We start from the raw sequence: 25,226 nt of genomic DNA on the forward strand, positions 1-25,226 counted from the left end.
TAAATGGGGAGATTTCACTTGCCCTACGATGGATGTTCTGTTATTTTTGATAGTAACAAATTGTTATTAACAAAATGATACTAAGTTTGATTGGGCGTTTTCGCTCTGTAAACTCAGTGGAGAAGACGGAGGGGATGCAATGTGAAGAAGGTTGCGAGTGGCTGGAGCCTGTTCGAAATAGCGTGGTTGGCGCTGTTTACCTCGATTGCCGCCTTGTTTACGGTGATTTCAAAGGACTCTTTATTCGGATTTACCGTTTTTATTACCGGGGTGCTATGCGTGGTGCTTGCGGCGAAGGGCAACCTGATGAGCTATGTTTTCGGCATGTACAATACCGTCGGTTACGCTTATCTTGCCTACATTAACGGATTGTTTGGAGAGGTTATGCTGAATTTGCTATTCTTCGTTCCGATGAACGTCATTGGCTTCTACATGTGGAAAAATAACCGCCAAGACGGCAAGCTGATCATGCGCCAAATGGAGCTTAGAGGTCTGCTTCTCGTTGGGGCAGTCTGTGTATTGGGCTGTTTGCTGCTGGGATATGGGCTTTCGTTCATCCCCGGACAGAACTCGCCTTACATCGATGCGACTACGACGGTGCTGTCCGTTGTAGCTACCTTCTTAATGGTCAGCAGATTCAAGGAACAATGGCTGGTCTATATTGTGTTGAATTTGTTTACGGTGCTGCTGTGGGCGATTCGATTGCTGGAGGGCAGCAGCGAAGGCATGCTGATGATCGTCATGTGGAGCGCGTATTTGGTCAATGCGGTATACGGGTATTACAATTGGAACAAAGGGGCCAAGGAGGTGGCGGCATGAAAACGCTCGGACTAACGCTGGGGAAGTTTGCCCCGCTGCATAAAGGGCATCAGTTCATGATCGAAACGGCGCTGCAAGAGGTCGATGAATTAATCGTGGTCATTTACGAGACGACGGTCACTCCGATTCCGCTTCATATCCGGGCGAATTGGATACGGCGACTATACCCGGCAGTCCGGGTCATCGAAGCTTGGGACGGACCGGACGGGTATTCGGATGACAGAGCGCATGAGATTCGGGAAGAACAGTATATACTCGGTTTACTGAACGGCGAGCAAGTCACGCATTTTTACTCGAGCGAGTTTTACGGCAGGCATATGAGTCTCGCTTTGGGCTCGGTCGACCGACGGGTCGATGAAGCCCGCGAGCGGGTTCCGATCTCTGCAACGATGATCCGTTCCGACCCATATAAGTACAGGGAGTTCATAAGTGATATCGTGTACCGGGACTTAATCACGAAGGTGGTATTTGTTGGGGCGATGTCGACGGGGAAGTCGACGATCACCGAAGCGCTGGCAAGACGGTATAACACGGCCTACGCGAGCGAATACGGACGCGATTATTGGACCGAGCATCAGGTGGACCGCAGAATCGGCCTAGAGGCGTTCGATGAAATCGCAGTAGGTCATATCGAGCGCGAAGAGCAGGCTTTGCTTTCGGCGAACCGATTTCTGTTCGTTGATACCAATGCGATTACGACGTATATGTTCGCTATGGATTACCACGGCGAGGCACCGGAGCTATTGACCCGGATTGCTCTGGAGAATGCGCAGCGCTACGATCTGTTCTTCTTGTGCGACGACGATATTCCTTACGACGATACGTGGGATCGAAGCGGGGATCAGAAGCGGCATGTTTTTCATAAGCAGATCATCGCGGATTTGAAGGAGCGGCGCATTCCCTACATTACGCTGCGGGGAAGCCTGGAGGAACGCATGCGCAAGGTAGACGAGGTGCTGGCGAAGTTCGAGCCCTATCGAAACTATTTCGGGGAGCTGAACGGTTAGAATTGGATGCAGGCAGGGAGTAAAATGAATCCATAACCACAGCTCATTTAGAATCAAAAAACAAGGAGGCGCCCCCATTGGATTTGTTGGATCGGAACGGACTTACGGAACGCGAATTTTTGGAGCAGTACCGGGCAGGAGATTACGAGCGGCCTTCGGTGGCAGCCGATATGGTGATCTTCACGGTTACGGATGGGGTGGCTGACAGTTATCGCAAATTACCGGAAAAAGAGCTCCGCATCCTGCTCATCCGCCGGGGAGGTCACCCCTTCCTGGGGAAATGGGCGCTGCCTGGCGGCTTTGTCCAGCCGAGCGAGACGACTGAGCAGGCCGCTGCAAGGGAATTGTGTGAAGAAACCGGCGTGGACGACGTTTATTTGGAGCAGCTATATACGTTCAGCGATATCGGGCGAGATCCCCGAACCTGGGTGATGAGCTGCAGCTACATGGCGCTGATCAACAGTGATAAGTTGGAGCTTAGAGCGGGAGACGATGCGGCCGACGCCTCTTGGTTCAAGGTCTCCTATCGGCAGCTGCGGGAGCAGAAAGAGTTGATGGAGGACGGATACGTCAAGACGCTGGAGTATGAACTCAAGCTAAGCGGTGAAGAGGAGCTTTCGGCGGTCGTGGCCAGAACGTTGACGGTGAAGACGACATCGACTAGCACGGAGTATAAGATCGTATCGAATAACGGGTTGGCCTTCGACCATGCAAAGATTATAGCATGCGCGATCGAGCGGCTGCGGGGAAAAGTGAATGATACCGATATTGCGCTGCACTTAATGCCAAAGCTTTTTACCTTGACGGAACTGCAGCAGGTTTATGAGGTCATTATGGATAAAGAGCTATTGAAGGCGGCCTTCCGGCGCAAGGTAGCCGATCTCGTGGCGGAGACCGATCATTACACCGAAAATGCGGGACATCGACCATCCCGGTTGTATCGGAGAAAACTGGAGGACTAACGGATGATCTACAATCTCAATGAGCTAAGAAAAGCTTATAACGAAGGAAAAACGTTCAAGTATGTATTCTTTTGGGGCCATACGCCGCCTAAGGACGGGAGCGTCGACAAAAGCTGCTTCAGCCAGTGGTGGATGTGCCCGTTCACGGTAGAGGGGACCGAGTATTCTTGTGCCGAGCAGTTTATGATGGCCGAGAAGGCAAGGCTGTTCGGCGACAACGAAATGCTGGAGTCGATCCTTACGGCTAAGCATCCCAAGGAAATGAAGGCTTATGGGCGCGCGGTCCGTAACTTTGACAAGGATACTTGGGACAAGGAATGCTACGGCATCGTCAAAAGAGCCAGCTTGGCCAAGTTTTCGCAGAATCCGGAGCTCGGCGATTATCTCAAGTCGACGAAGAACCGCATCCTCGTCGAAGCCAGCCCGCGGGACCGCATATGGGGGATCGGCATGGGCCAGTCCAATCCGGATGCGGAGAATCCCGTGAAATGGCGGGGGCGAAACCTGCTGGGGTTCGCGCTGACCGAAGCGCGGGACGAGTTGCTGCAGGTGAGTAAGACATCGTGATGGAGCAGTGAAAGGACGGTCTTCGTTAGATACATATGATTCTGGAGATAAGGGAGCACATGGTATGCTTAAACGGGTGTTAGGCAAAGAGGAAGATGTTATTCGGGCGTTCGCAAAAGAGATTGTTGACTCCATCGCAGATGGACGATATGAGGAAATTGCCCGAAACGTTGATGATATGCAGAATTGGGACGTTAAGCTATTAAAAGAGGTCATCGAGAGTTTTAAGGAAGATAATGAGTTGGAACAGATCGATAGGTTTGATGTAGAATGCACCTTTAGGCCTGTTTATAAAGATGGCAGTGTTTATCAACAAGAATCTTTCTATCACTTTAACGATGGAAGCGGAATTGCTTACGAATATGCATTGAAGACCGATGGCGAACCCAATGATTTGACTTTGAGCGTTGAGTTTCACGTTGAAGGTGACTATTTGAAAGTCATTTTTGAGAGTGGGATTACTGTACTTTAATAACATCGTATTTAAGAACAACAAGGTACCAAATACGGCTACGAATATGCACAGCTATTTGTTGGCTGATGCATCCTGCTGCTTGCAGGATTGTTCCTGATCTGAAGAAAAAGGCATAAGGATAAAGGTTATTGAAGCAGGCCATCTGCAAGTTTACAGAGGGCCTGCTTTTACTTATAGTCCAGAAATCAAGGTATCCTACCGTGCAAAAAATCTAACCGAAGAACTCCATCCAAGGGGGAGAGAATTCATGAAGGGGCGCAATTAAAGAGATAAAGTATCCAGCGGTATTTCAAATGCACGTTTAATAACTAACCCGGCAGCAAGCTTGGTTTCATCCGGTTTGTCCTGAAGGTGGATTAATTGTACGTTATTAACTGTCACAGGCAACTGGTGCATCACCCTGGCTTTAATCTCGTTGAACATTTCGGGACTGATGGTAGGAATGACTCGGCCAGTCATAAGCAGGCTGTCTGGATTGATAAATGTAATGATATTGGTAACGGCGATCGCGATGCCATCGACAATTTTTTCGTATAAACCAAGGAACTTAGGATCTCCTGTTCTTATGCCTTCTGCGAACTCCTCTAGTGTGCATTTGATGGAAACACTAAGTCCGCTGCTGGAAGCCAGCGTCGTTAAACATCCGGATCTGCCGCAATGGCATGGATAGGCATCTTCTCCATAGAAGCCTTTATAATGCCCGAATTCACCTGCAACAAAGCTTGATCCTGCAATAATTTGTTTATCATGGACGATCGCGCCGCCTGTACCATAATCAAACTTGATGGTGATATTGTTATTGGAATCCTTCAAGCAGCCGTTCATATTCTCGTTGACAGAGAGAAGATTGACATCGTTCTCGATATACACGGGTATGTCATATTTGTCTTCAAGCAGCTGCTTGAGCGGCAGGCGATGAACGCCTATGCCGGGTGTTCGCAGAACGATGCCATGCTGAGAATCTACCAGGCCCTGCATACTGATTCCGATCCCTTTTACTTTGGAGGCGTTGGGCACCTGGGTGAGCAGCTCATCGATAACTTCATGCAACAGCTGCATCAGCACATCTATAGAACCATATTTGTTGCTCGTTCGTTCTGCGGATGCGACAGCTTCTTGACGCAGGTTGAACACTTTTCCGCGAATGTATTTGCCGGCGAGCTCAAGCCCGATGGCATAAAAATGGCCGCTGTTGATATGAAGGCCGACTCTTTTCCTTCCGCTGCCTGCCTCCAAGTCGATAAGCTCCCCTGTCACGATTATTTTTTCCTTCAACAGGCGATTCACGATATTGGTTACCGTTTGTCTGCTTAGTCCAGTCTTTTCCGCAAGCTCTACGCGAGAGATCGGCCCCTCTGAATAAATGAGAAAAAGAACCTTCTGCTGATTTATTGATTTTAATAACATATGGCTGGTTTGTTTAACCGAATCACTCACGATATGCATCCTCTTTCCAACAACGTTTTATATAATATAGATTCAAAACATTTGACAAATTAGGAACATACTTTGCTTCAAGTGTAGCATTAATACGAGGCGAATAAAAGTTGCAAGTTCGTTTAATTCAACGAACGTACATTTTTAAATTTCTTAAAAACGACGATAGATGGCGGTTTTATGCAGCATGATACAATCAGTACGGAAACTTTCAATCCAAAAACAATGAAAAAAACGCAGCCAATTGTATTGACATTGTGATAAAAAAGGATATTATATTTGTAAACTGATTTGATTAAATACAATAATTTGACGCCTAGAGGAGTAAGTAATGGTATGGATTGGATGGATCATTGCAATAGCAGCGATGACGGTGCTGACTTACATATGCTGGCTGCATGCAGTTATGTTACAACCTGGTAAAGCAGATGCACTTATTGTACTTGGCTATGTATCTAAAGACGGCCGAATACACCCGTTGCTTAAAGAAAGACTGGATGAGGCTTACAAACTGTTTCAGCAGTATGGACCCAAATATATCATTGTATCGGGGGGAGCGGTTGGTTCACGTCGCTCGGAAGCGGAGCTGATGAAGAAGTACCTGATTGAGAAGGGCGTCCCAGCAAAAAGAGTGTTAGAAGAAGACAAGTCAAACAACACCGTTCAAAATTTAATCTTTAGCAAGCAATTGATGGAGCAGTACCAGCTAAAATCTTTTGTTATCATAACCAATTTATTTCATGTCCGCCGCACGAAGTATATTATGCATCGTCTTGGCATAAAGGGCGGATTCTGCGCCAATCGAAGCCTTAGAAGCATCGTGGGATTCCAGCTTAAATTAACATTTTTGGAGATTCGGGCATTTCGATTAACTCTCCCTATTATTAAGAGGGTCATCAATGATCAAAACGATTGACAAAAAGGTTGACAACTGGCCGTTTAATAATTAAAATGTAAGCGTTTCCAGAATATATGGGAGGTGAGGCTTAAAAGGCCAAAGCCAGTACTTGTTTACAAATTATTTACCCTGATTTGATTGCTGATTAACAAATCATAGTTATGCTTAAATAGTTAATCCAATTTATTTATTAATTAACGGGGGAGCGAAATAATGTTTAATGGAAAAATGAAACGATTCATGAGCACGGGTGTTGCAGCGGCATTATCATTAGCCATGCTGGCTGGTTGCGGTGGAAACAGCGGTAAGAATGAGGCTAGTCCAAGTACAACTCCTGCTGGTTCGGATAAGCCGGGTGTATCTGCAGAAGTAGAGGTTTATGAGAATGGATTGCCGAAGAATGAGGAAGTAACGCTAAAGGTAGGCTTCTTTGTAGGAGGATATGGCCGGGAGTGGTTCGATTATGCAGTTGAATCGTTTACAGCCAAGTATCCAAATGTCAAAGTAGACATCACGGCTTCAGCTGATATGAAGACGATTCTTTCTACAAAAATCTCTGCGGGCAATGATAATGACATGTTTGATCTATTTAATACCGATCCAGCGGGAGGTATTGTGGGGCTCGCTGAAGCCGGCAAGCTTGAACCAATGGATGACATTTGGGAATACCCTCTTCCAGACGTGCCGGACAAAAAGGTCAAGGATCTTATGATGCCGGGCATGTACGAGTCAACGCAGCTGATCAATGGGAAAAGATATGAATTTACGACGGCGAGCAGCTTTGGCGGGTTGTTTTTTAATAAAAAGCTATTCGAAGAGCATGGCTGGAACCAAAACCCGAACACATGGGATGAATTTAAAGCACTTCTAGCAGACATTAAAGCGGACGGCATTGCTCCCATAACGTTCCCGGGTATTCATCCAAGCTACCATAACTGGGCTTTCGGAACAGCCAAAAATTTTGAGCTGGCTGATATCAATGGCCATGTGGATGAATTTATCGAAAATTATAGAACCTATGGTCTGCCGCAATACACAAATCCGGAGACAGTTGAAACCTGGCAGCGCATCTATGAGCTTGGGAAGCTGGGATATTTTGCAGAAGGACTTCCGGCATTGAACCATACGCAATCGCAAATGCAGGTTATTCAGGGGCAAGCGGCGATGGTATCGACAGGGACTCATGTCGAGAATGAGATGAAGGAAGCAACACCCGAGGATTTCGATTGGGGCTTCATGGCTGTTCCTTTCAGAGATGACACAAATCAAACGCTTTGGATTCGAAGCGGAACTTCAAACTTCAACTATATCTGGGCAGCTAAGCCGGAGCTTAACAAAAAGTGGGCCAAAGAATTGATCACATGGATGGTTACGCTTGAAAATCAACAATTTGCTGCTGAAAAGGCAGGCGCTTTGCCAATGCGCAAGGATTTGACGGAAGACCCTGCCAGAACGGCTAACCTTTCCAGTTCCGCCCAATCTGTTCTGAAGTACATTGCGGATAATAATGCTCAAACTTATAAAGCAAGCCGGTCTATCAGTATTTCCGATCCGAATCTTGCTCAAGCGGAAAAATTATTGAATGAGAATATTGTTAAATTTGCTATGGGTATGCAGGATCCGAAACCGATTCTGGAGCAAGCTGAAGAGCTGCTGAAGAAAGCTGTAGAGGCTGAAATGAAAAAATAAGACGTGATGGAGCGGGGAGGACTCATCTCCGCTCTTCCGTTTTAACTTCTGCGACCCTATAGGCTTCACATAGTACGTGTTCAAAAAGTCGGATTTTCACGTCCAGTAAGATAGGAGTTGATCTCTCGTGTCTGATTTAACCGCTGTGAAGACACCAAGGCCCTCTGTGCTGCGCAAACTGGGTCTTGATAAAGCGAATACGCAGAAGTGGATATTTCTGTTCATAGCCATTGTGCCTCCCTTTGGCGGATATTTGCTTTTCACGTTGTTTCCGAACATTTTATCCGTTTATTATGCGCTGCTTAATTGGGACGGGTTTACGGATGCAACGTTTGTCGGGTTGTCCAATTTCGTCAACGCATTTCAAGATAAATACGTGTGGCGCGCGCTTACCCACAACTTGATTTTAATGATAACGGTGCCCTTCTTTGTTATTATCATCTCTTTGATACTTGCCTATTTAATTACAAATAAATCGTATAAAGAAAATAAGTTTTTGAAGATATTGTTTTTCTTTCCGAATGTTTTATCTACGGTCGTAGTCGCGCTCCTCTGGGCTTTTATTTATGACGGATCGTACGGTTTGCTGAATGGGCTACTAAAGTTCATTGGCATTGATACCGGTAATTTCTATTGGTTGGGCAATGAAAATACGGCGCTTGCGTCGATTATCCCGGCATGGGTATGGGGCGGCGTCGGCTTGTACGTCATTATTTTTGCCAATGCGATGCTGGCGATTCCAAAGTCATTGTACGAGGCGGCGATTCTTGAAGGGGCCGGACATATGACGCGTTTGTTTAAAATTACAATGCCGCTTGTTACGCCCATTATTCGGGTCAGCGCATTGTTCCTGGTCGTTGGCACGATGAAGGGTTTTGAAATCATCCTCATTATGACAAACGGGGGCCCATTCGGGTCGACGGATGTCATCGGCCTCTACATGTTTAACTTGGCTTTTGGCGTAGAGTATCGGAATTACGGCTACGCTTCCGCAGTCGGTATGATCCTGTTCGTCATATTAGTAACGGCAAAGCTGTTAATCGATAAATTTGTGCCGAACAAAGGCTACGAGTATTAGTTTCCATATGAAGTTCGGAGGGATAAAGTTTGAAGGAAAAACGAACGTTTATGGACGTTGTGTGGCGTGTGCTGCTTTATACTTGGTCGCTGACCATATTATTTCCTTTAGTCTGGGTTATCTATGAATCGTTAAAAAGCAATCCTGAGTTTTTTAAAGATATATGGGCGCTGCCTTCGGAACTAAGATGGCAGAATTATTCGAAGGCTTGGAATCAATACGGTTTTGGGCAATCACTCTTAAATACCCTTTATTATGTTGGCGGAAGTCTGGTGCTTGGGCTTTTCTTTACGACAATTAACGCCTATGCGCTTACTCGAATGCAGTTCAAAGGCAGAAAATTGATTTGGGGCTTGATTATGTTGTCCCTGTTCCTGCCGGGCATCAATGCGCTTGTACCCCAGTATGTCATTATGCGGGAGCTGAGTTTGACCAATAGCTTGACCGGATTAATTCTTCTGTCCAGTCTGGGTGAAAGCGTGTTCTATCTTATGCTGCTCGGAGGGTTTATGAGCTCTCTGCCGATGGAGCTTGAAGAGAGCGCAACGATGGATGGCGCTACATTGTTCCAAAAGTTTTGGCGTGTTATCGTTCCTTTGTCTACACCGGGAATTGTAACCGTTGGCGTATTCAAGTTCTTAGGGTTCTATAACAATTTCTTAGCGCCGTTCATCTATTTGAGCGATCCCAAGAAATATCCCATTGCGGTGCAAATGTATTCTGCGAATAAGCAAATGGAGTTTACTGCGGATTGGGTGACTTTGTTTGCCGGTGTAACCATTGCGATGGTACCGTCCATTATTATTTATATCTTATTCCAAAAACTTCTTATGGAAGGCGCGACCATGGGGGCGGTAAAGGGATGAATACTGCAGAGCAAGTGAAGGCGAAATATAAGCTGATTGCATTGGATCTGGACGGGACGCTTCTGACGGATGAAAAGCACATTACGGATGAGACCAAAAAGTGGCTTCAATATGCAGTAGATCAGGGTGTTAAAGTCATGTTCTCCACCGGGAGAGGCTTGCAAACTGCCAAGGGCTTCTGGGATGAGCTTGGGCTCGATTCCCCCATGGTGCTGCTCAATGGAGCAGAAGTTTGGGAGGGACCGGGCAGGCTTAAAAAGCGAGTCTTCCTCCCTCGGGACACGGTCCGCGATATGCACGCCATTGCTGCCAAGCGGGGCGAGTGGTACTGGGGCTACAGCGTGGAAAGCTTGACGGGCGACAAGGAATGGACGCCGGAGATGTTCGAACGGGATTGGATGAAATTCGGCATTGGCAGCAATGATCAGCGGAAGCTTGCGGAAATTAAGGAAGAGCTGCTCAGCTGGGGCACGCTCGAGGTTACCCATTCGGCTCTTACTAATATGGAGATTTCAGTTAAAGGCATTACAAAGGAAAGCGGAGTGCGCGAGGTTTGTCAGACGCTGGGCTTCTCGATGTCCGATGTCATTGCTATGGGGGACAGTGATAATGACGCGAAGCTGCTGAAGGCAGCAGGTCTCGGTGTGGCGATGGCCAACGGTGAAGAGCATATCAAATCCATAGCGGACGTAATCACGGCTACCAACAACGAGGACGGCGTTGCTATGGCGATTCGGAAGTATGTATTCCAAATGGAGTAAACGCAGCTTTGCTAGTAAATATAATGAGGGAGTAGAAATAGATGACCGTTCAATCGAAAGAGATAAACTTAGATCAACTGGGCGGAACGATACACCAGGAGACAACTAATGGCGAAGAGTTGAGATGGCATTCTCCGCTGGAAGCGCCCTTTCACATCGCGGGCCTCCCTTGGCTTGCGCAGGATGGGATATACAGACGCCTGCCCTTGGCTTCCGAGGCGGTCTTGCCTCCCGCGGTTGATACGCTTGCTTATTGTACGGCAGGCGGGCAAATTCGCTTTCGCACCAATTCTTCAAGGCTGGTCATAAGGGTACGCCTTGCCGGACCGGCCAATATGTATCATATGCCGCCTACAGGGCAGTGCGGGGTTGACTGCTATCTTGGAGAGCCGGGAGAGCAGAGCTTTATCACCACGGCTAAATTCAAACCAACGGAAAGTGAATATGAATCACAGCTTTATCAGTGGGATTGCCAAAAAGATGTGGCCGTCACCTTAAATTTGCCGCTCTACCAAGGGGTAGAAGAGGTGTGGATCGGTGTAGATAAGGATGCTGTCATAAGCGATGCACCTGCCTATGCAAACAGTAGACCCGTTATTATATATGGAACTTCGATTACGCAAGGGGGATGCGCCTCCCGGCCGGGTATGGCTTATTCTAATATTCTCAGCCGTATGATTCCGGTGGAGTTCGTCAATCTTGGCTTCTCGGGGAATGGAAAGGGCGAGCCGGAGCTCGCGCATATCATGTCGGAAATCGATGATCCGGCTCTATTCATTCTTGATTATGAAGGGAATACGGGCGAGGCCGGTAACATTGCACGAACGCTGCCTGCCTTCATCCAAATTTTGAGAGAGCGGCATCCCGAAGTTCCTATATTAGTAGTCTCTAGGATTTACACTGCGGAAAACCAGTTCTATATGGAGAGAAGGGGGCTTCATGATCGCCGCAGGCTGATTCAGATCGAGCATGTGGAACAGAGGCAGGCAGAAGGAGACCGTAATATCCATTTCGTTGACGGCTTTAAGCTGCTGGGCGATGATTTCGTTGTAAATGATTGTACGGTTGACGGAACACATCCAACGGACCTCGGGTTTTTGCGCATGGCACAGTCGCTTGCACCAATCATTAAGCCATTGTTGCAACTGTGATTAACAAGATAGAGGATAGAACAGCCTTCAGACTGCATTTTTTGGTTTAGGGGCTGTTTGTTTATCAGTCAGACACTTTAAGCCGAAAAAGGAGAGGATTTTGAGTGAAGTCCCAAAGAAGAAGACTACCTTTTATTGTGATGGCTTGTATGATTGCGGGGGTTGTTAGTCTTTATTACGGCATTAATGTATTCGCGGCGTCTTCAGAGACAGAGAATGTTGTCTCTAAAAAAGATAGAGCTAAGTACTTAGGAAATTCACTGTTCAAAGGTCATATGCATTCCCATACTTCTCTCAGTGACGGGATATTGCTGCCTAATGATGCTTATAATTTTGTGAAAAGTAATACAGATTTTGATTTTTTTGCAGTGACTGAACACGACGTGACCTATGACATCAGTACGGGCAGTGACTTTATTACGAATGTTCAAGACTCTTATTCAGAAGAATACAAGCTGCTGCATGAGCAATCCGATGCTCACAATCATGATAACGAATTTATTACGCTGCCGGGTACGGAAGTGACTTGGTATGATGAAGCAGGCCATATCAATTTGTTTAATGCCCCATGGTTTGCAAGAACACATGGAGTGGGTGCGGATGGCACTTGGGGCTGGAGCGACATCAAATATGATCTGCCAACCTTTTACGCAAGACTTGCCCAAGATCCGAATGCGATTGCGCAATTTAATCATCCACGATCATCAGGAAATTGGAGTTTCAATGAATTTAAACACTATAACCGGGAAGTTGACAGAAACCTTAATCTGATGGAATACAAATCGTCCAATGATTTTGCAATCTATACCAAGGCATTAGATCGAGGCTGGCATGTTTCTCCCGTGTTTGGCGGGGACGAGCACAAAGGAAATTGGGGGATGGTTCAACCCCATGTGACCGGTATGTGGGGAAAAAAGCTTACTAGAGAAGGTCTTTACGAGGCGATGCGAAACCACCGCACCTATGTATCATTTGATCGCAACTTAGAAATGGCGGTTTCAGCCAAAGGTCAGATGATGGGGTCGATTCTTCCGGCCAAAACAAAGAAAATTAATCTCAAGATACAGATAAGTGACCCTGATGCTAACGATGTGTTGGATAAAGTCGTTGTTTACAAAAACAGCGGTGAAATCATCAAGGAGTACGGCAATATTGCCAGCAATCAATTTAATCAGGAAGTATCCTTAGCAAGTAAAGATGGGGACTACTTCCTCGTGAGAGCTTTCCAAGTGGACGGTGAAGAGGCTATAAGTGCTCCAATATGGATTGGTGATGAAACGAGGGGCACGGTGCATGCGCCTGAAATTAAGGTTCAAGGACAATATCCGGACACGATTAAGCTTGGGGATCAAGTAGAAGTGCTGGGCGCTTCGGCGACAGATCACAGCGGTCAATCTTTATCGGTGGAAGCCATCGTTCTAAATGATAAGGGAGAAGTAGCGGCTCTAAATCAGCATTTCAAGGTCGACATGTATGGAGAGTATTTCATTAAGTATGTGGCAACCGACGCTCAAGGAAATACGCGTGTTGAACTTATTCGAATCCTTGTTGATCAGCAGAATCTGGATGCCGAACAAATTTTAAATGAATTTCAACCCATTGTTAATGTAGGCGGGAATGAACGTGAAGTAGGAATAAATGTAGTGACGGATAAGGCATTAGAAACGTCGTATGTTCAGTACAAACCTCAGTCCGAGACGACGTGGGACAATGCGGAAGTAGTACAAGCGGAAGTCTCTTATTTTCAAGTTGCCTATGGTGATACGTTTGCCAAGAGTAACTATCGGGTGCTTGCAGCTCATGAAGCGAATGCAACAGATCTCGGCTTAGGGACTACGTATGACTATCGGTATGGAATGTCGCCGACTGGACCTTGGAGCGACAGTTATAGCTTTAGGACCGCACCAGCTTCAGAGGAAGCCGTGATGTATGTGATGGGCGATCTTGGAGTTCCGGATCGAAATCCGGAAAGCTTCCAGCTCTTTAACAATATGCTGGACGTTCTGCAGGAGAAGAATTCAAACGGACAGACGGTGATTCAAGTCGGAGACTTGGTCGAACTAGGCGGCAATCATTATGCTTGGAATGATGTGTTTAACAACATTTACAACAACGATATGGGGCTAGTATCTGCTCATATCGTCGGGGATCGTGAACATGCGACGGAGCGGAAATTCGGGCCATTCTCCGGGTTTTTCAACCTGCCGAAGAATGGCGAAGGCAGTTATCGGGAAACGAATTATTCGTTTGATTATGGCGATATGCACATTGCTGTTCTGAATTCCGTGGTGGATTTCGACAAGCAGCTGTCATGGCTGGAAAAAGATTTGCGGGCAACCGACAAGAAGTGGAAAATCGTTATGGGGCACTATCCTTATTATGGCGGTCAATCGGGTGATGAGACCGGTATGGACATGATGAGAGTGAAATTGTCTCAAGCCTTTGAACGGCTTGGTGTCAGTCTGTACATTGGCGGTCATGATCATGTGTATAAACGGACAACCGTACGAAACGGTGTAAAAGATATATCGGAAGAAGCGATGAATCTAGGTACAACCTTTGTGACAGTTGGTTCATCAGGTCCAACGTTCTATGATAACAAATCGTTTGACTGGGATCATATCGTATATGATGAAAATAAGCAGACGGGTGTTATTTTAGAATCAAACGATCAATCTCTCACGTTGAAAGCCTACAACAGCGACGGTGTTGAAATTGATTCATTTACGATTAAACAACCTGCAAATTATATGAACTTAACAAGCGCAATAATAGAAAATAACGTCTTGAAGGGCGTTGGGGTCCTGAATTATCCGAGCTCGCCTGAACGTGTCACCATTATCGGGGAAAAGCGGGATCATACAGGTGAACAACTGCTGGAAACGGTTATTCAAGAAGCAACGCTAGAACATCTCGGACGTGAACAAATCATCTTATTTGACAACCCGCTTGCATTTGGCGATGAACATACGATCGTCGTAAGAGTGGTTAATAATCCAATCGATCAAGAGCCGTTAACGGAACCGTTAATAGCTAAAGAAGGCATGCTGGGCGATGGTTCGGAAGGCAACCCCTATCAAATCAAAAGTGCCAGTGGACTCAATAAAATGCATGAGTTCCCGGACAAACATTTTGTTTTAGCTCAAGACATTGACGGTAAGGGCATGTTTTTTGAAGCCATTGGCGTGAATGGCACTCCATTCACGGGTACGTTTGATGGGCAAGGGCATACGATTACAGGCGTTATGGTCTCCTCGGGCGGAGCGGGTCTCTTTGCTATTAATGAAGGGACGATCCGTAATGTAGGAATCATCAATGCCGACATTGATGTTCGTCGAAGTAATATTGGGATCCTGGTTGATCAGAACGATGGGATCGTGGAATATGCCTACAGTACCGGATCTATTCGAGGCAATTCTACGGTTGGCGGTCTTGTGGGTTACTCGAACGGTATCGTTAGAAACAGTTATTCAACAGCTCGAGTCCATGCGCGAGGCAAGCAAGCCGGCGGCTTGATCGGGATTACGAACCGGGGGAGTACAACAGAACAGGTCTATGCAACCGGAGCCGTAATAGCAGAAGAATCAAATGCTGGCGGCATCAGCGGATACGGATATAACAATACGGTTATTCGAAATAGTATGGCATTAAATCCATCTATTGTTACAGGTACTGCATCGAATCGAATTGTCGGCAGAGTACTAGCTGGGGAGACGGCAACTTTAGTTAATAATTACGCCGATGAAAATATGTTTGTTAGCAGTGAGAACGTTACGGCGAATGATCCGAACAATGAGAAAGGACAGGGGGTCGGTGCAGAAACATTCTCGAAGCCATCCTTTTTCATTGAGACTCTCGGTTGGGATTTTGATACGATCTGGATCTGGAACGAAGATGCCAAACGTCCATTACTGCAAAGTAATTTGGAGCAAATTAACGAAGACAATATCCCAAAACCGAAGCTTGATCGGAATGAAGAGGGGGACTACATCATCCGCTCGATTCAAGAATTAAAAACGATATCCGAATTCCCAAATGAGAATTATATATTGGAGGATGATCTTGATTTTGAAGGGCGGCTATTTGAACCTCTATTTAAAGCGACGCCATTCCTTGGCACGTTTGATGGGAACAATAAATCCTTAACCAATTTTAAATCAGAAAATGGCGGCTTATTTCATCTCAATGGCGGAACCATTAAAAACATAGCTATGGTAGATGCAAGCGTCACTGGCGGAAGTAATATAGGCATACTCGTTAATACGAACAACGGAACGGTAGAGAATAGTTATGTCACGGGCTCAATCGAAGGCTCCAGTACCGTGGGCGGTCTAGCGGGTTATTCCAATGGCATCGTGAGAAACAGCTATTCTACGGCAGATGTAACGGCCCAGCTGAACCAAGCTGGCGGTCTAATCGGAATTACGAACTCAGGCAGCTTAACGGAAAACGTGTATGCATCCGGAGCCGTCCAGGCGCTTAGAAGCAACGCAGGCGGAGTGACTGGCTACGGTTATAATGATACGGTTGTTAGAAACGTGATTGCTCTTAACCCTTCCGTCGTGACGCCGACGATGGCGAACCGCGTGGTAGGACGAGTCCTTGCCGGGCATACGGCAACGCTTCAGAATAATTATGCGTTCGATGGCATGATTGTGGATAAAGAAGGCGAGAGTATTGCCGCTACTGACAACAGAAAGGGTTTGGGGCTTTCTCAGCAGCAGGTTGAAGACCCTAACACGTATACCGATCGACTGAACTGGGATTTTGAGTCGGTTTGGATGTGGAATGATGCTTTAAAGCGTCCGGTATTGAGCAGTAACCATGAAGAGGCAAGCGAGCCTGTCGTGCCTTTGGAAAGAAATGAAGCTGGTTATTACCGAATCAAGTCCATTGCTGATCTGAATGTTATGGAAGCCTTCCCGGCAGAAAAGTATATTTTGGACCATGATTTGGATTACGCAGGACAACCGGCTGAGTCACTTTTTAAAGATGTTTCGTTCACCGGTGTTTTGGATGGCGACGGGAAGAAAATAGTCAACTTTAATTCCTCGAGCGGCGGCTTGGTCCATCTTAATGGCGGAGTGATTAAAAATATAGCCATGATCGATGCCGGCGTCACTGGCGGGAGCAGAATAGGCATACTCGTCAACACGAACAATGGCGAGATAGAGAATAGTCTTTCAACAGGCTCCATTACAGGCTCCAGCACAGTCGGCGGCCTAGTGGGCTATTCCAATGGCATCGTAAGAAACAGCTATTCTACCGCGGATGTAACCGCTCAGGTAAGTCAGGCCGGCGGCCTAATCGGAATTACGAACTCGGGCAGCCTAACAGAAAACGTGTATGCGTCTGGAACCGTTCGGGCGATGACGAGCAATGCGGGCGGAGTGACTGGATACGGATACAATGATACGGTCGTCAGAAATGTCATTGCCCTGGGCCCTTCGGTTACGGCGCCAACGATGGCGAACCGGGTGATGGGACGAGTTCTTGCGGGGCACACCGCCACGCTCGAAAATAATTATGCATTTGACGGCATGATGGTTGATAAAGAAGGAGTCGCTGAGGGAGCATTAACAACCCTTAAAGGCTTAGGTCTAGCTGAAACTGAAATAGAGACTCCATCCACCTATACAGACAGGTTAGGGTGGGACTTTAACGCGATTTGGAGATGGGACGGTATGGGTAAACGACCTGTTTTACAATCGATATCAGAAGGCAACGGAGAAGAGCCGGTTCGCCTGATTGGGCTTGAGCTCGAGGGGCTGCATACGCTGGCCGTTGGAGAGAGTGATCAAACGGTGACTACTGCAGTATACAGTGATGGAAGCCGTGAAAAGGTAGAAATAAACGTCACCTATACAAGCAGTGATCCCAGTATTGCGGAGATCAGCGTTAGCGGTGTAGTAAAGGCGAATTCGGAAGGAACCGTAATCATCACCGCAGAGTATGACGGCTTGGTTTCATCCTATGAGCTAAAAACCTTGACTCCGAAGCAAATCGATATGGAGAGAGTCGACCCAGGCATGGATTCTGAAGGCACGCTTCCTTTCACTTCTTCGGCCTCAATCGGAACGGGGGAGTGGTGGAGCGCGAACCAGCCGCACCCTCTTGCCTTAACGGCGGAGCAAGCCATAAGATCGTTTGAACGGCACCATATGTATTAGGCAGTTGAATGAAATGAGTCCGGTAATGATGCCGGGCTCATTTTCATTTATGACCGCAAGTGAACGTATTACTTTTTGAAGCCCTCTTTCCGATAACTGAGATCGCTTCAGGGATACCCTCCCTCACGATCACTCCCATTCTATTATTGAGATTTGCAAGGAGAAGGCAAAAGCTTTTCAAATTGTAGAGATTTTGTAGAGATTAGGTTTTTAAACTATGAAAAAGAAAGTGCCGAATTTCGGACTAAGGAGGAGGTATAAAGGAGGGAACTCCGCAAGATTTTGATGATGCAAAGGGCTGCTGGGATCGAGCAAACAGAAGATGCCGATTCGGTTGAGCGTAATCGGGTCGATGATCTTAGTGTCGCTAAAAATTTCCGCAGCTCCGGGATGGAGGAGAAATAAGTCTTGAAACGAAAACGCAGCATAGGTAAAGCAATACTCTCTTTATGCTTGGCAATCATGCTTGTCTTGCAGACGGTGGCATTCTCTGTCACTGGATATGCGGATAGCGCGCCAAGCGATTCCGGGCCGGCGGCTGTTATCGAAGCGGATTTGCCGAGCGCGGACGAACCGCCGTCAGTAACTGAGGCAGTGTACGATGTGCCGAACAATTCTTTAGTGAAGACGTCGGGCCCGACGGACAAAACGGTGTTGTTCATGGATGCCAATTCAATCTTTCCGCTGAAGGTGACGCAGGGAACCGACATTGCTCCAGGCGGTACGATCCAAGGCCGACAGGCATTTACCCTCAAATCAGAGGGCCTTAAGGTGCCCGTGAATGGTGATGACGCTGATCCGACTAATGCGGATCCAGACCTATACATTCAGAAAGGTGACTGGATCGAACTAAAAAGGGATGACTACTTCGCGGAAGTGGTATTGCCAACAGCTACCAAACCGTTGATGGCAACAACGGATATGGGTGTGAAGCAGCTTGGCATCGCCTATTTCACCCCGGATAGCATCAAGATTGTATTTAATGGTGACGATTGGTTTTTTAACGGTATTGGACGTGCGGTTACCTTCGGCTTTGAAACCACTGCCAATTCGGATGTAACGGGCATGAATTACGGTGATACAAAGCCTATCTCGATTTTCGGGGGAGCGTATGAGCTAAAGAACCCGGATGTTACCCCGGGGTACAGCATCAACTTGACAGGAAATAACTGGCCAAAGAATGGGAGCTGGACTTGGTGGTATGTGACTGTCCCAGCCTATCAGGATGGTTATTTGACCTTCCAGGCTGCTCCATCCTCTTTTGATGTGCTTGATGAAACAATGAAGTTGCCGCTAGATGGAATGACGTTCTATACGAAGCCTTCCGATTACCGTATGGTCTATATACCGGGATCCTTCACGGTCAACGGCACTAAGGTAGACCCAACCATTGATGTAGATGGCAGTCTGAGCTACATCTTCCCGGCAGGAACGGGGGTGGATCCAAAGGTTGAGTACCAAGCATGGTTTCATAAGGATCTGTATTATAAAGAGTATCGAGGCGTGGCAATCGATCCCGGTCGAGGTGGCGGACAGCGTTTTGACCCAAAAGTTGAACTAAGGGATGCGAGCGCTGATGTAAAAGCCAGTTCAGTACGGGAAACGTGGGTTGCACCTGACTGGATTCAAGCATCCGGTTCGTATGATCATCCGAATGAAACCATTACATGGAAGGTCACGGTGAACCAATATAACAAAAAAGGGTTAAAGGACTTTACTATCACGAATGTATTACCTGCTGGGCTGGACTTTTTATCAGCTGAATGGCAGACATGGGAGGATGGCACTGCATCTGGAAAAACAGCAATTACACCAGATGCGAACGGCGTTTATTCCTTTGGCGACATTAATGGTAAAGTAGAATTAGCGATTAAGAGCAAGGTAACAAGCGGCTCCAGCTTCAGAATAGATCCTCGTGCCAACTGGAATTTGGATACGCCGGATGGCATACAGAACAACGATGTCGTGACCGGTACAAGACCTAACGCAGTGACGGATGAGGCAATTGTCAACATCGGCGCGCACACGTTTACAAAAACAGGCTCTATTTCGATGGAGGACTATAACCTGGGCGGCATCACATGGACCGTTAATCTAACGCCACAGTATGCCCTGCCAAATGCGGCGGTATACGATGTGCTGGTGCATGACGGAGATTTGAGCGTCTTGGACAACGCTGTGGATGAAACCGGCGAGGTGAGCGCGGAAACGATTGCAAAAATCAAAGGAAATGTGAATTCCGCGCAGCTTTGGAAAAAGTACCATAAAGGAACCTTGAAGACCAATGCAACCGGCCTGACCATGAAGGATATTCCTTTAACCGTGAACGGTAAAGTGGTGGCGGATTTGATCAAGGTGACCGGATACACCGACAAAGCTGCATCTTTCAGCTTCCGTGCGCTTGAGACCAACCCGGACATCCTCTTCAGGCAGGATATCAACGCAGGGAAAACAAGCTGGAATCGGGCTTTGCTCATTGACGGCGACACCGTAAAACAAGCGCAAAACAGCACCAACCTGCATCTGCGTATGCTGAACAAGGATATGCTCTTTGCGTCAAAGCCATTGCAAGCAGATGGTACGCCTGAAAATGTTAGCCCGAATAACGTTAGCAGTTATATTAGAAACGATAACAATGAAGCATGGACGATTTCTGCCTATGACAGGACAACCAAAACGGTCACTTTCCGTTTAGGGGTAAATATGCCTGGATATAACACAGAGGAAATGGCTAAGGACGGCGGTAATCGAGTCATCAGCAACATCAAGCTAGTGGACACGCTGCCCGAAGGCTGGGAATTCGTGCCGTTTTCTGAAGGTAAGGATTTTGAGCTTTGGAAAGGATTTTCGGACAATGGTTCGGGTACAGAATATGGTGTTAGAAACGATGCCAGAACACTTATTGAACCAGGTACCAGTGCTCATGTAGTAAGTTTTTCTCATAATGGAAACGAGGGAACGTTCACCTTCTCTAAATTGGAAAGCCCATATGTCATTTTAGTAAAGGCTAGACCTTCCAATGCGGCTCTGGAGAAATACTTGGAGGAATATACGACCAACGGCGTAGACAAGCAGGTGATGTATAACAAAGCCGACCTGCACATGACATGGGGCGGCGTGGAGAAGGTCCTCACCGAACAGCGCAAAGTTATTGTGCCTATTCAGACCCTGGGCAAGTCGGTAACTAAGCCAGTTCCAGGCGTGCTGGAATGGACGGTGAACTATACTCCGCCATTCAATATGACGCAGGGTGTTTATCTGCAGGATATCCTAGGTGCAGGTATGAATCTGCGCTATGAAGAAAACGGAAAGCTTGTGCTGACAGCGCCTAGTATGGCAGTCTATCCTGCTAAACTGTCTGCCAGCGGTGCTCTGGAACGAGAGGGCGCAGCGCTGGACCTCAGCGACCCGAATGGTGAAGTTCAAGTAGAAGCTGCACCAGGCGCGGGAGGCACCACGGTTCTCCTATTCAAAATGAAAGACCCTAATAAGTTTTACCAGTTTGTGTACCAAACAGAGGTTGATCCGTCTAAAGCGAAAGCTGGCGACAAAATGGGCAACGAAGTAAAGCTGATGGGCGATGATAAGCTGAAAACGGTCAGTGCCAAAAGTGAAAGCACGCTGGACAATTCAGACGTAGCCGGCAGTTCAAGCTCCAATGCCCTGCTGCCCCTGAAAAAGGTAGATCCCGATGGCAATCCGCTAAAAGGCGTAGAGTTTACGCTCTATAAGAAAGACGACGGAACTCAAATCGCCAAAGGAACAACCGATAGCGGAGGGAAACTTAATCTGCTATTCCCGGATCCGGGGTATTATGAGTTGAAAGAAACCTACATTGATCTGAATACCTGGCTGCCGATCACCCATGTGTATCAAGTGTATGTAGGAAATACGCCAGGCAAGCCTATCTGGGTAGATGGCGTAAAAGTAGCCTCCGATAATCCGCTGGTCGTGCCTACGCCGGCCCAAGGTAAGCTGACCATCAGCAATAAGGTGGAAGGCAACGGCAGCGATGCTTCCAAGGATTTTGAATTCACCGTGACCTTCACCGGCGAAGGCAAGGACGGAGAGTATACCTATAAGAAGTCGGATAATACGTTTGGCACAATCAAGAGCGGAGGCAAGTTTACCCTCAAGCACGGGGAATCTGTGACGCTCCCGACATTGCCTGCGGATTTGGTCTATACCGTAACCGAGGCCGATTATACGACCGTTGACGGTTATATCACCACGCCGGAAACGAGAGAGCTGTCCGGCACAATCGAGAATAAAGGCGACCATAAGGCGGACTTCATCAATGATCGGATCGTAAACAAGCTGACCGTCAGCAATACGGTCATGGGCAATGGCGGCGCCAAGACGAAGCCGTTTGAGTACACTGTCATCTTTGAAGAAGCAGGCAAGGATGGAAGCTACGCGTATACGAAGTCGGACGGCGCGACGAGTACACCGGGCACGATCAAGTCTGGCGAATCCTTCACCCTTAAGGATGGAGAGAAGCTGGAAATTGTGGGTCTGCCTAAGGATCTGAAATACACAGTGACGCAGAAAGACTACACAACGGACGAATACGTGACCCTGCCTATCGAACGGCATTATACCGGGATTATGGAGGGCAAGGATGAAGCTGCTCCATTCACGAACGTGCGAGTTATCGAAGGCGGCCTGATCATCAGCAACAAAGTTGAAGGCAAAGACAACGACAAGACGAAGCCGTTCAAGTACACGCTCACCTTCACAGGCGAGGGAGCGGACAAATCCTACGCTTATGAGAAGTCGGACGGCAGCACAGGAACGATCACGAGCGGAGATACCTTCGAGCTTACCGACGGTCAGACGCTCGTTATCGAAGATCTTCCGACGTATCTCAAGTATACGGTGACCCAGGATGATTATTCGAAGGACGGCTATGTGACGGATCCTGAAAGTCTGGAACACACAGGCACCATTCCGGAGAAAACAAAGGCTGAAGCGCATTTTGTCAATATTCGCCCTTATCTGGAAGGCATACTGCGTGACAACAACACAGGAGAAGTCATTCCGAATGCATCCATCACGGTGACCAATCTGAAGTCAGGTGAGAAGCAGACGATTCAGACGAATGAGAAGGGTGAATATTCCGTCCCTGCCGAGGCGGATACCGACTATACGATCACGTATACGAAGGTGTACACGGTAGGCGGAAAAGAAGTGCCTATCGAATTCACGCAAAAAGCAAATGTGGACAGCAGTGTGACAGGCGAGACCGTGCCGGCGGATATTACGGCCGTAGGGATCGTTCTGTTCAAACAGATGGACGGAACAACAGAGCTGTTCAACCCTTCGCTTACCAGTCAGATGCGCATCTACTTGAAGGACAAGGACGGCAAATATATTCAGGAGAACGGTCGTCCTAAGGCGTTCCCGCTGGCTTCGAAAGGCACCTTCTCCATAGAAGACGAACAGCTGAGTGCGCAGCAGTACACCATGGAAGTTCGCTATCAAGCTGAAACCGGCGAGGAACTGCTCTTCAAAGTAACGCAGCTGGACGTGAAGGCTAACGGAGAGCTGAATATTTCCGAGGAATTGGTCGACCCTTACGGTACGGTTTATGATGAAACGACAGGTGATGCCGTCACTGGCAAGAAAATTGAAGGAGCCACAGTGACACTGTATTATGCGGATACACAGCGGAACAGAGATAAAGGCCGTACTCCGGATACGAAGGTAACGCTTCCTCCGGTTCCGAATTTTGCGCCGCATGACAACAAGAGCCCGGAGCAGGATAGCGACGCCAATGGCTTCTATGCATATATGGTGTTTCCTGAAGCGGATTATTATCTGATCGTAACGAAGGACGGATACGAGACGCACAGAAGTGATACGATTTCTGTCGACTTCGACATTGTGAAATACGATGTGCCGATGAAGCCGATCAACACCGGCGGCGGACCAGGCCCTGTCAACCCAGCTCCAGAGCCGGAGAATCCAGGCCCTGTCAACCCAGCTCCAGAGCCGGAGAATCCGGGACCTGTCAACCCAGCCCCAGAGCCGGAGAATCCGGGACCTGTCAACCCAGCCCCAGAGCCGGAGAATCCAGGTCCTGTTAGCCCTGCACCAGAGCCGGAGAATCCAGGCCCTGTTAACCCTGTTCCAGAGCCGGAGAATCCAGGCCCTGTCAGCCCTGTGCCTGGCAATTCCGAGCCTGGCAACGTCAACAATGGGAATAACAACGACAACGTGCCTGATGTCAGCGACTTGGCCGATAAGGGTGCGGGCAATGGAATTAACGAGCTGGACGATGCTCCGAAAACCGGAGACAACAGCGTATCGCCAATCTTCTATCTGGCTTTGGCGCTGATGTCCTTGATGACGATCGGCCTCTGTCTACTTGGTAACAAGAAGAAAACGCACATCCAGTGACCGGAAAGGCGGTAAGAGATGAGCAAAACCAAAAAAATTCTTATCGCCGTTTCTTTCCTTGTGTTGGTATTTTCTCTCGTCAGTCTTGCGAGAATTCTCGTTCGGGATTATGCTGAGCAGCAGAAAATCGATGAGCTGGCAACAGCTTGGGAGGAAGGATCGAACAAAAGCGGAGGGGCTGCATCCCCCTCCGTTTTGTTCAATAAGGCGAATGAGCCGGTCATGCTTCCCGAATTTCGAGAGCTTTACGAGAGGAACTCGGACATCGTCGGCTGGCTGAAGATGGACGGCACCCGAATTGAGTACCCGGTCATGCAGAATCCACAGGATGCGGATTACTATCTCAATCATGATTTCGATAAAAAGGAAAACAAAGGCGGCCTCCCCTTTTTGGACGCGCATAGCCGGACCAACGGTTCGGACATTTTGCTGATTCATGGCCATCACATGAAAAGCGGCTGGATGTTTAAAGATTTAATGAAGTACAAGAACGAAAGCTTTTATAAAGAGCATGCCACGTTCCAGTTCAGCACGCTTTACGACAAGGAAGAGTATGAGATTGTTGCCGTCATTCTGTCACAAGTTTATCGCAAATCGGACGACGTTTTTAAATACTACCAGATTGAGAATGTAAGTACGCCCGCCGAGTTCGATTCGTATGTTCACAACATCAAAAAACTCGCTCTTTATGACACGGGCGTAACAGCCCGGTATGGCGACAAGCTTATTGTACTGTCCACGTGCGAGTACTCGACCGAAAACGGCCGGTTAGCGGTGGTCGCCCGAAAGCGTTCATGACGATGCTGGAACATCAAGCTGCTTCATATCGCGTCCTCCCCTTGGAGGACGCGATTTTTTTTGCAAGAAGTTTCATTTCACGACTCACCTTTACCCATTTGTGCCCTTGGCTCTAAACCAATTTACAGTATCCCGAATTGTATCCT

The 25,226-nt window shown here is 47.6% G+C and carries 15 protein-coding genes; 14 read left to right on the forward strand and 1 reads right to left on the reverse strand.

All coding sequences use genetic code 11. The features are described from left to right. The first annotated feature begins 141 nt into the window (after nt 1-141). From pnuC to RB298_RS23265, 5 genes are all read left to right on the forward strand, one after another. Complete coding sequence (gene pnuC, locus RB298_RS23245; RefSeq protein WP_486048766.1) at nt 142-819, forward strand: nicotinamide riboside transporter PnuC; 678 nt, start codon at nt 142-144, stop codon at nt 817-819. Further along, entirely contained in the window at nt 816-1,826 is a 1,011-nt protein-coding gene (locus RB298_RS23250; RefSeq protein ID WP_486048768.1) for an AAA family ATPase, read from the forward strand. Before pnuC ends, RB298_RS23250 begins: the two co-directional genes overlap by 4 nt. Before the next feature lie 77 nt (nt 1,827-1,903). Continuing rightward, entirely contained in the window at nt 1,904-2,788 is an 885-nt protein-coding gene (locus tag RB298_RS23255) for an NUDIX hydrolase (protein WP_486048770.1), read from the forward strand. A 3-nt stretch (nt 2,789-2,791) separates the two neighbouring features. Then, the gene (gene ybiA, locus RB298_RS23260; protein WP_096777239.1) at nt 2,792-3,355 is read left to right on the forward strand and encodes a riboflavin biosynthesis intermediates N-glycosidase; all 564 of its coding nucleotides are present in this window, start codon (nt 2,792-2,794) and stop codon (nt 3,353-3,355) included. 64 nt (nt 3,356-3,419) lie between these two features. After that, the gene (locus RB298_RS23265) at nt 3,420-3,827 is read left to right on the forward strand and encodes a DUF7668 domain-containing protein (RefSeq protein WP_486048772.1); all 408 of its coding nucleotides are present in this window, start codon (nt 3,420-3,422) and stop codon (nt 3,825-3,827) included. 264 nt (nt 3,828-4,091) lie between these two features. Here RB298_RS23265 and RB298_RS23270 read toward each other — a convergent pair whose 3' ends face one another. Further along, the gene (locus RB298_RS23270) at nt 4,092-5,267 is read right to left on the reverse strand and encodes an ROK family transcriptional regulator (RefSeq protein ID WP_096777237.1); all 1,176 of its coding nucleotides are present in this window, start codon (nt 5,265-5,267) and stop codon (nt 4,092-4,094) included. Between the two features lie 331 nt (nt 5,268-5,598). Here RB298_RS23270 and RB298_RS23275 point away from each other — a divergent pair, with 331 nt between their 5' ends. The 9 genes from RB298_RS23275 to RB298_RS23315 all read left to right on the forward strand — a co-directional run bounded on the left by RB298_RS23275 (nt 5,599) and on the right by RB298_RS23315 (nt 25,080). Continuing rightward, nucleotides 5,599-6,183, forward strand: a complete 585-nt coding sequence (locus RB298_RS23275) for a YdcF family protein (protein ID WP_096777236.1) — start codon at nt 5,599-5,601, stop codon at nt 6,181-6,183. Nucleotides 6,184-6,378: 195 nt separating this feature from the next. Further along, nucleotides 6,379-7,854 (forward strand): ABC transporter substrate-binding protein, encoded by a 1,476-nt coding sequence (locus RB298_RS23280; protein ID WP_486048774.1) that lies wholly within the window; start codon nt 6,379-6,381, stop codon nt 7,852-7,854. 127 nt (nt 7,855-7,981) lie between these two features. Beyond that, the gene (locus RB298_RS23285; RefSeq protein ID WP_096777234.1) at nt 7,982-8,932 is read left to right on the forward strand and encodes a carbohydrate ABC transporter permease; all 951 of its coding nucleotides are present in this window, start codon (nt 7,982-7,984) and stop codon (nt 8,930-8,932) included. 29 nt (nt 8,933-8,961) lie between these two features. Next, nucleotides 8,962-9,798, forward strand: a complete 837-nt coding sequence (locus RB298_RS23290) for a carbohydrate ABC transporter permease (protein WP_486048776.1) — start codon at nt 8,962-8,964, stop codon at nt 9,796-9,798. Further along, nucleotides 9,795-10,559, forward strand: coding sequence for a Cof-type HAD-IIB family hydrolase (locus tag RB298_RS23295; protein WP_486048777.1), 765 nt, complete (start codon nt 9,795-9,797; stop codon nt 10,557-10,559). Before RB298_RS23290 ends, RB298_RS23295 begins: the two co-directional genes overlap by 4 nt. Before the next feature lie 41 nt (nt 10,560-10,600). After that, the gene (locus tag RB298_RS23300; protein WP_486048779.1) at nt 10,601-11,710 is read left to right on the forward strand and encodes an SGNH/GDSL hydrolase family protein; all 1,110 of its coding nucleotides are present in this window, start codon (nt 10,601-10,603) and stop codon (nt 11,708-11,710) included. A gap of 104 nt (nt 11,711-11,814) precedes the next feature. After that, complete coding sequence (locus tag RB298_RS23305) at nt 11,815-17,880, forward strand: CehA/McbA family metallohydrolase (RefSeq protein WP_486048781.1); 6,066 nt, start codon at nt 11,815-11,817, stop codon at nt 17,878-17,880. A gap of 408 nt (nt 17,881-18,288) precedes the next feature. After that, nucleotides 18,289-24,282 (forward strand): DUF7601 domain-containing protein, encoded by a 5,994-nt coding sequence (locus tag RB298_RS23310; RefSeq protein ID WP_486048783.1) that lies wholly within the window; start codon nt 18,289-18,291, stop codon nt 24,280-24,282. An 18-nt stretch (nt 24,283-24,300) separates the two neighbouring features. After that, nucleotides 24,301-25,080, forward strand: coding sequence for a sortase domain-containing protein (locus RB298_RS23315; protein ID WP_486048785.1), 780 nt, complete (start codon nt 24,301-24,303; stop codon nt 25,078-25,080). Nucleotides 25,081-25,226 lie beyond the last annotated feature (146 nt).

Origin of the sequence: Priestia sp. BR_2, assembly GCF_041954005.1 — a bacterium.
GTDB lineage: Bacteria > Bacillota > Bacilli > Paenibacillales > Paenibacillaceae > Paenibacillus_AQ > Paenibacillus_AQ lautus_A.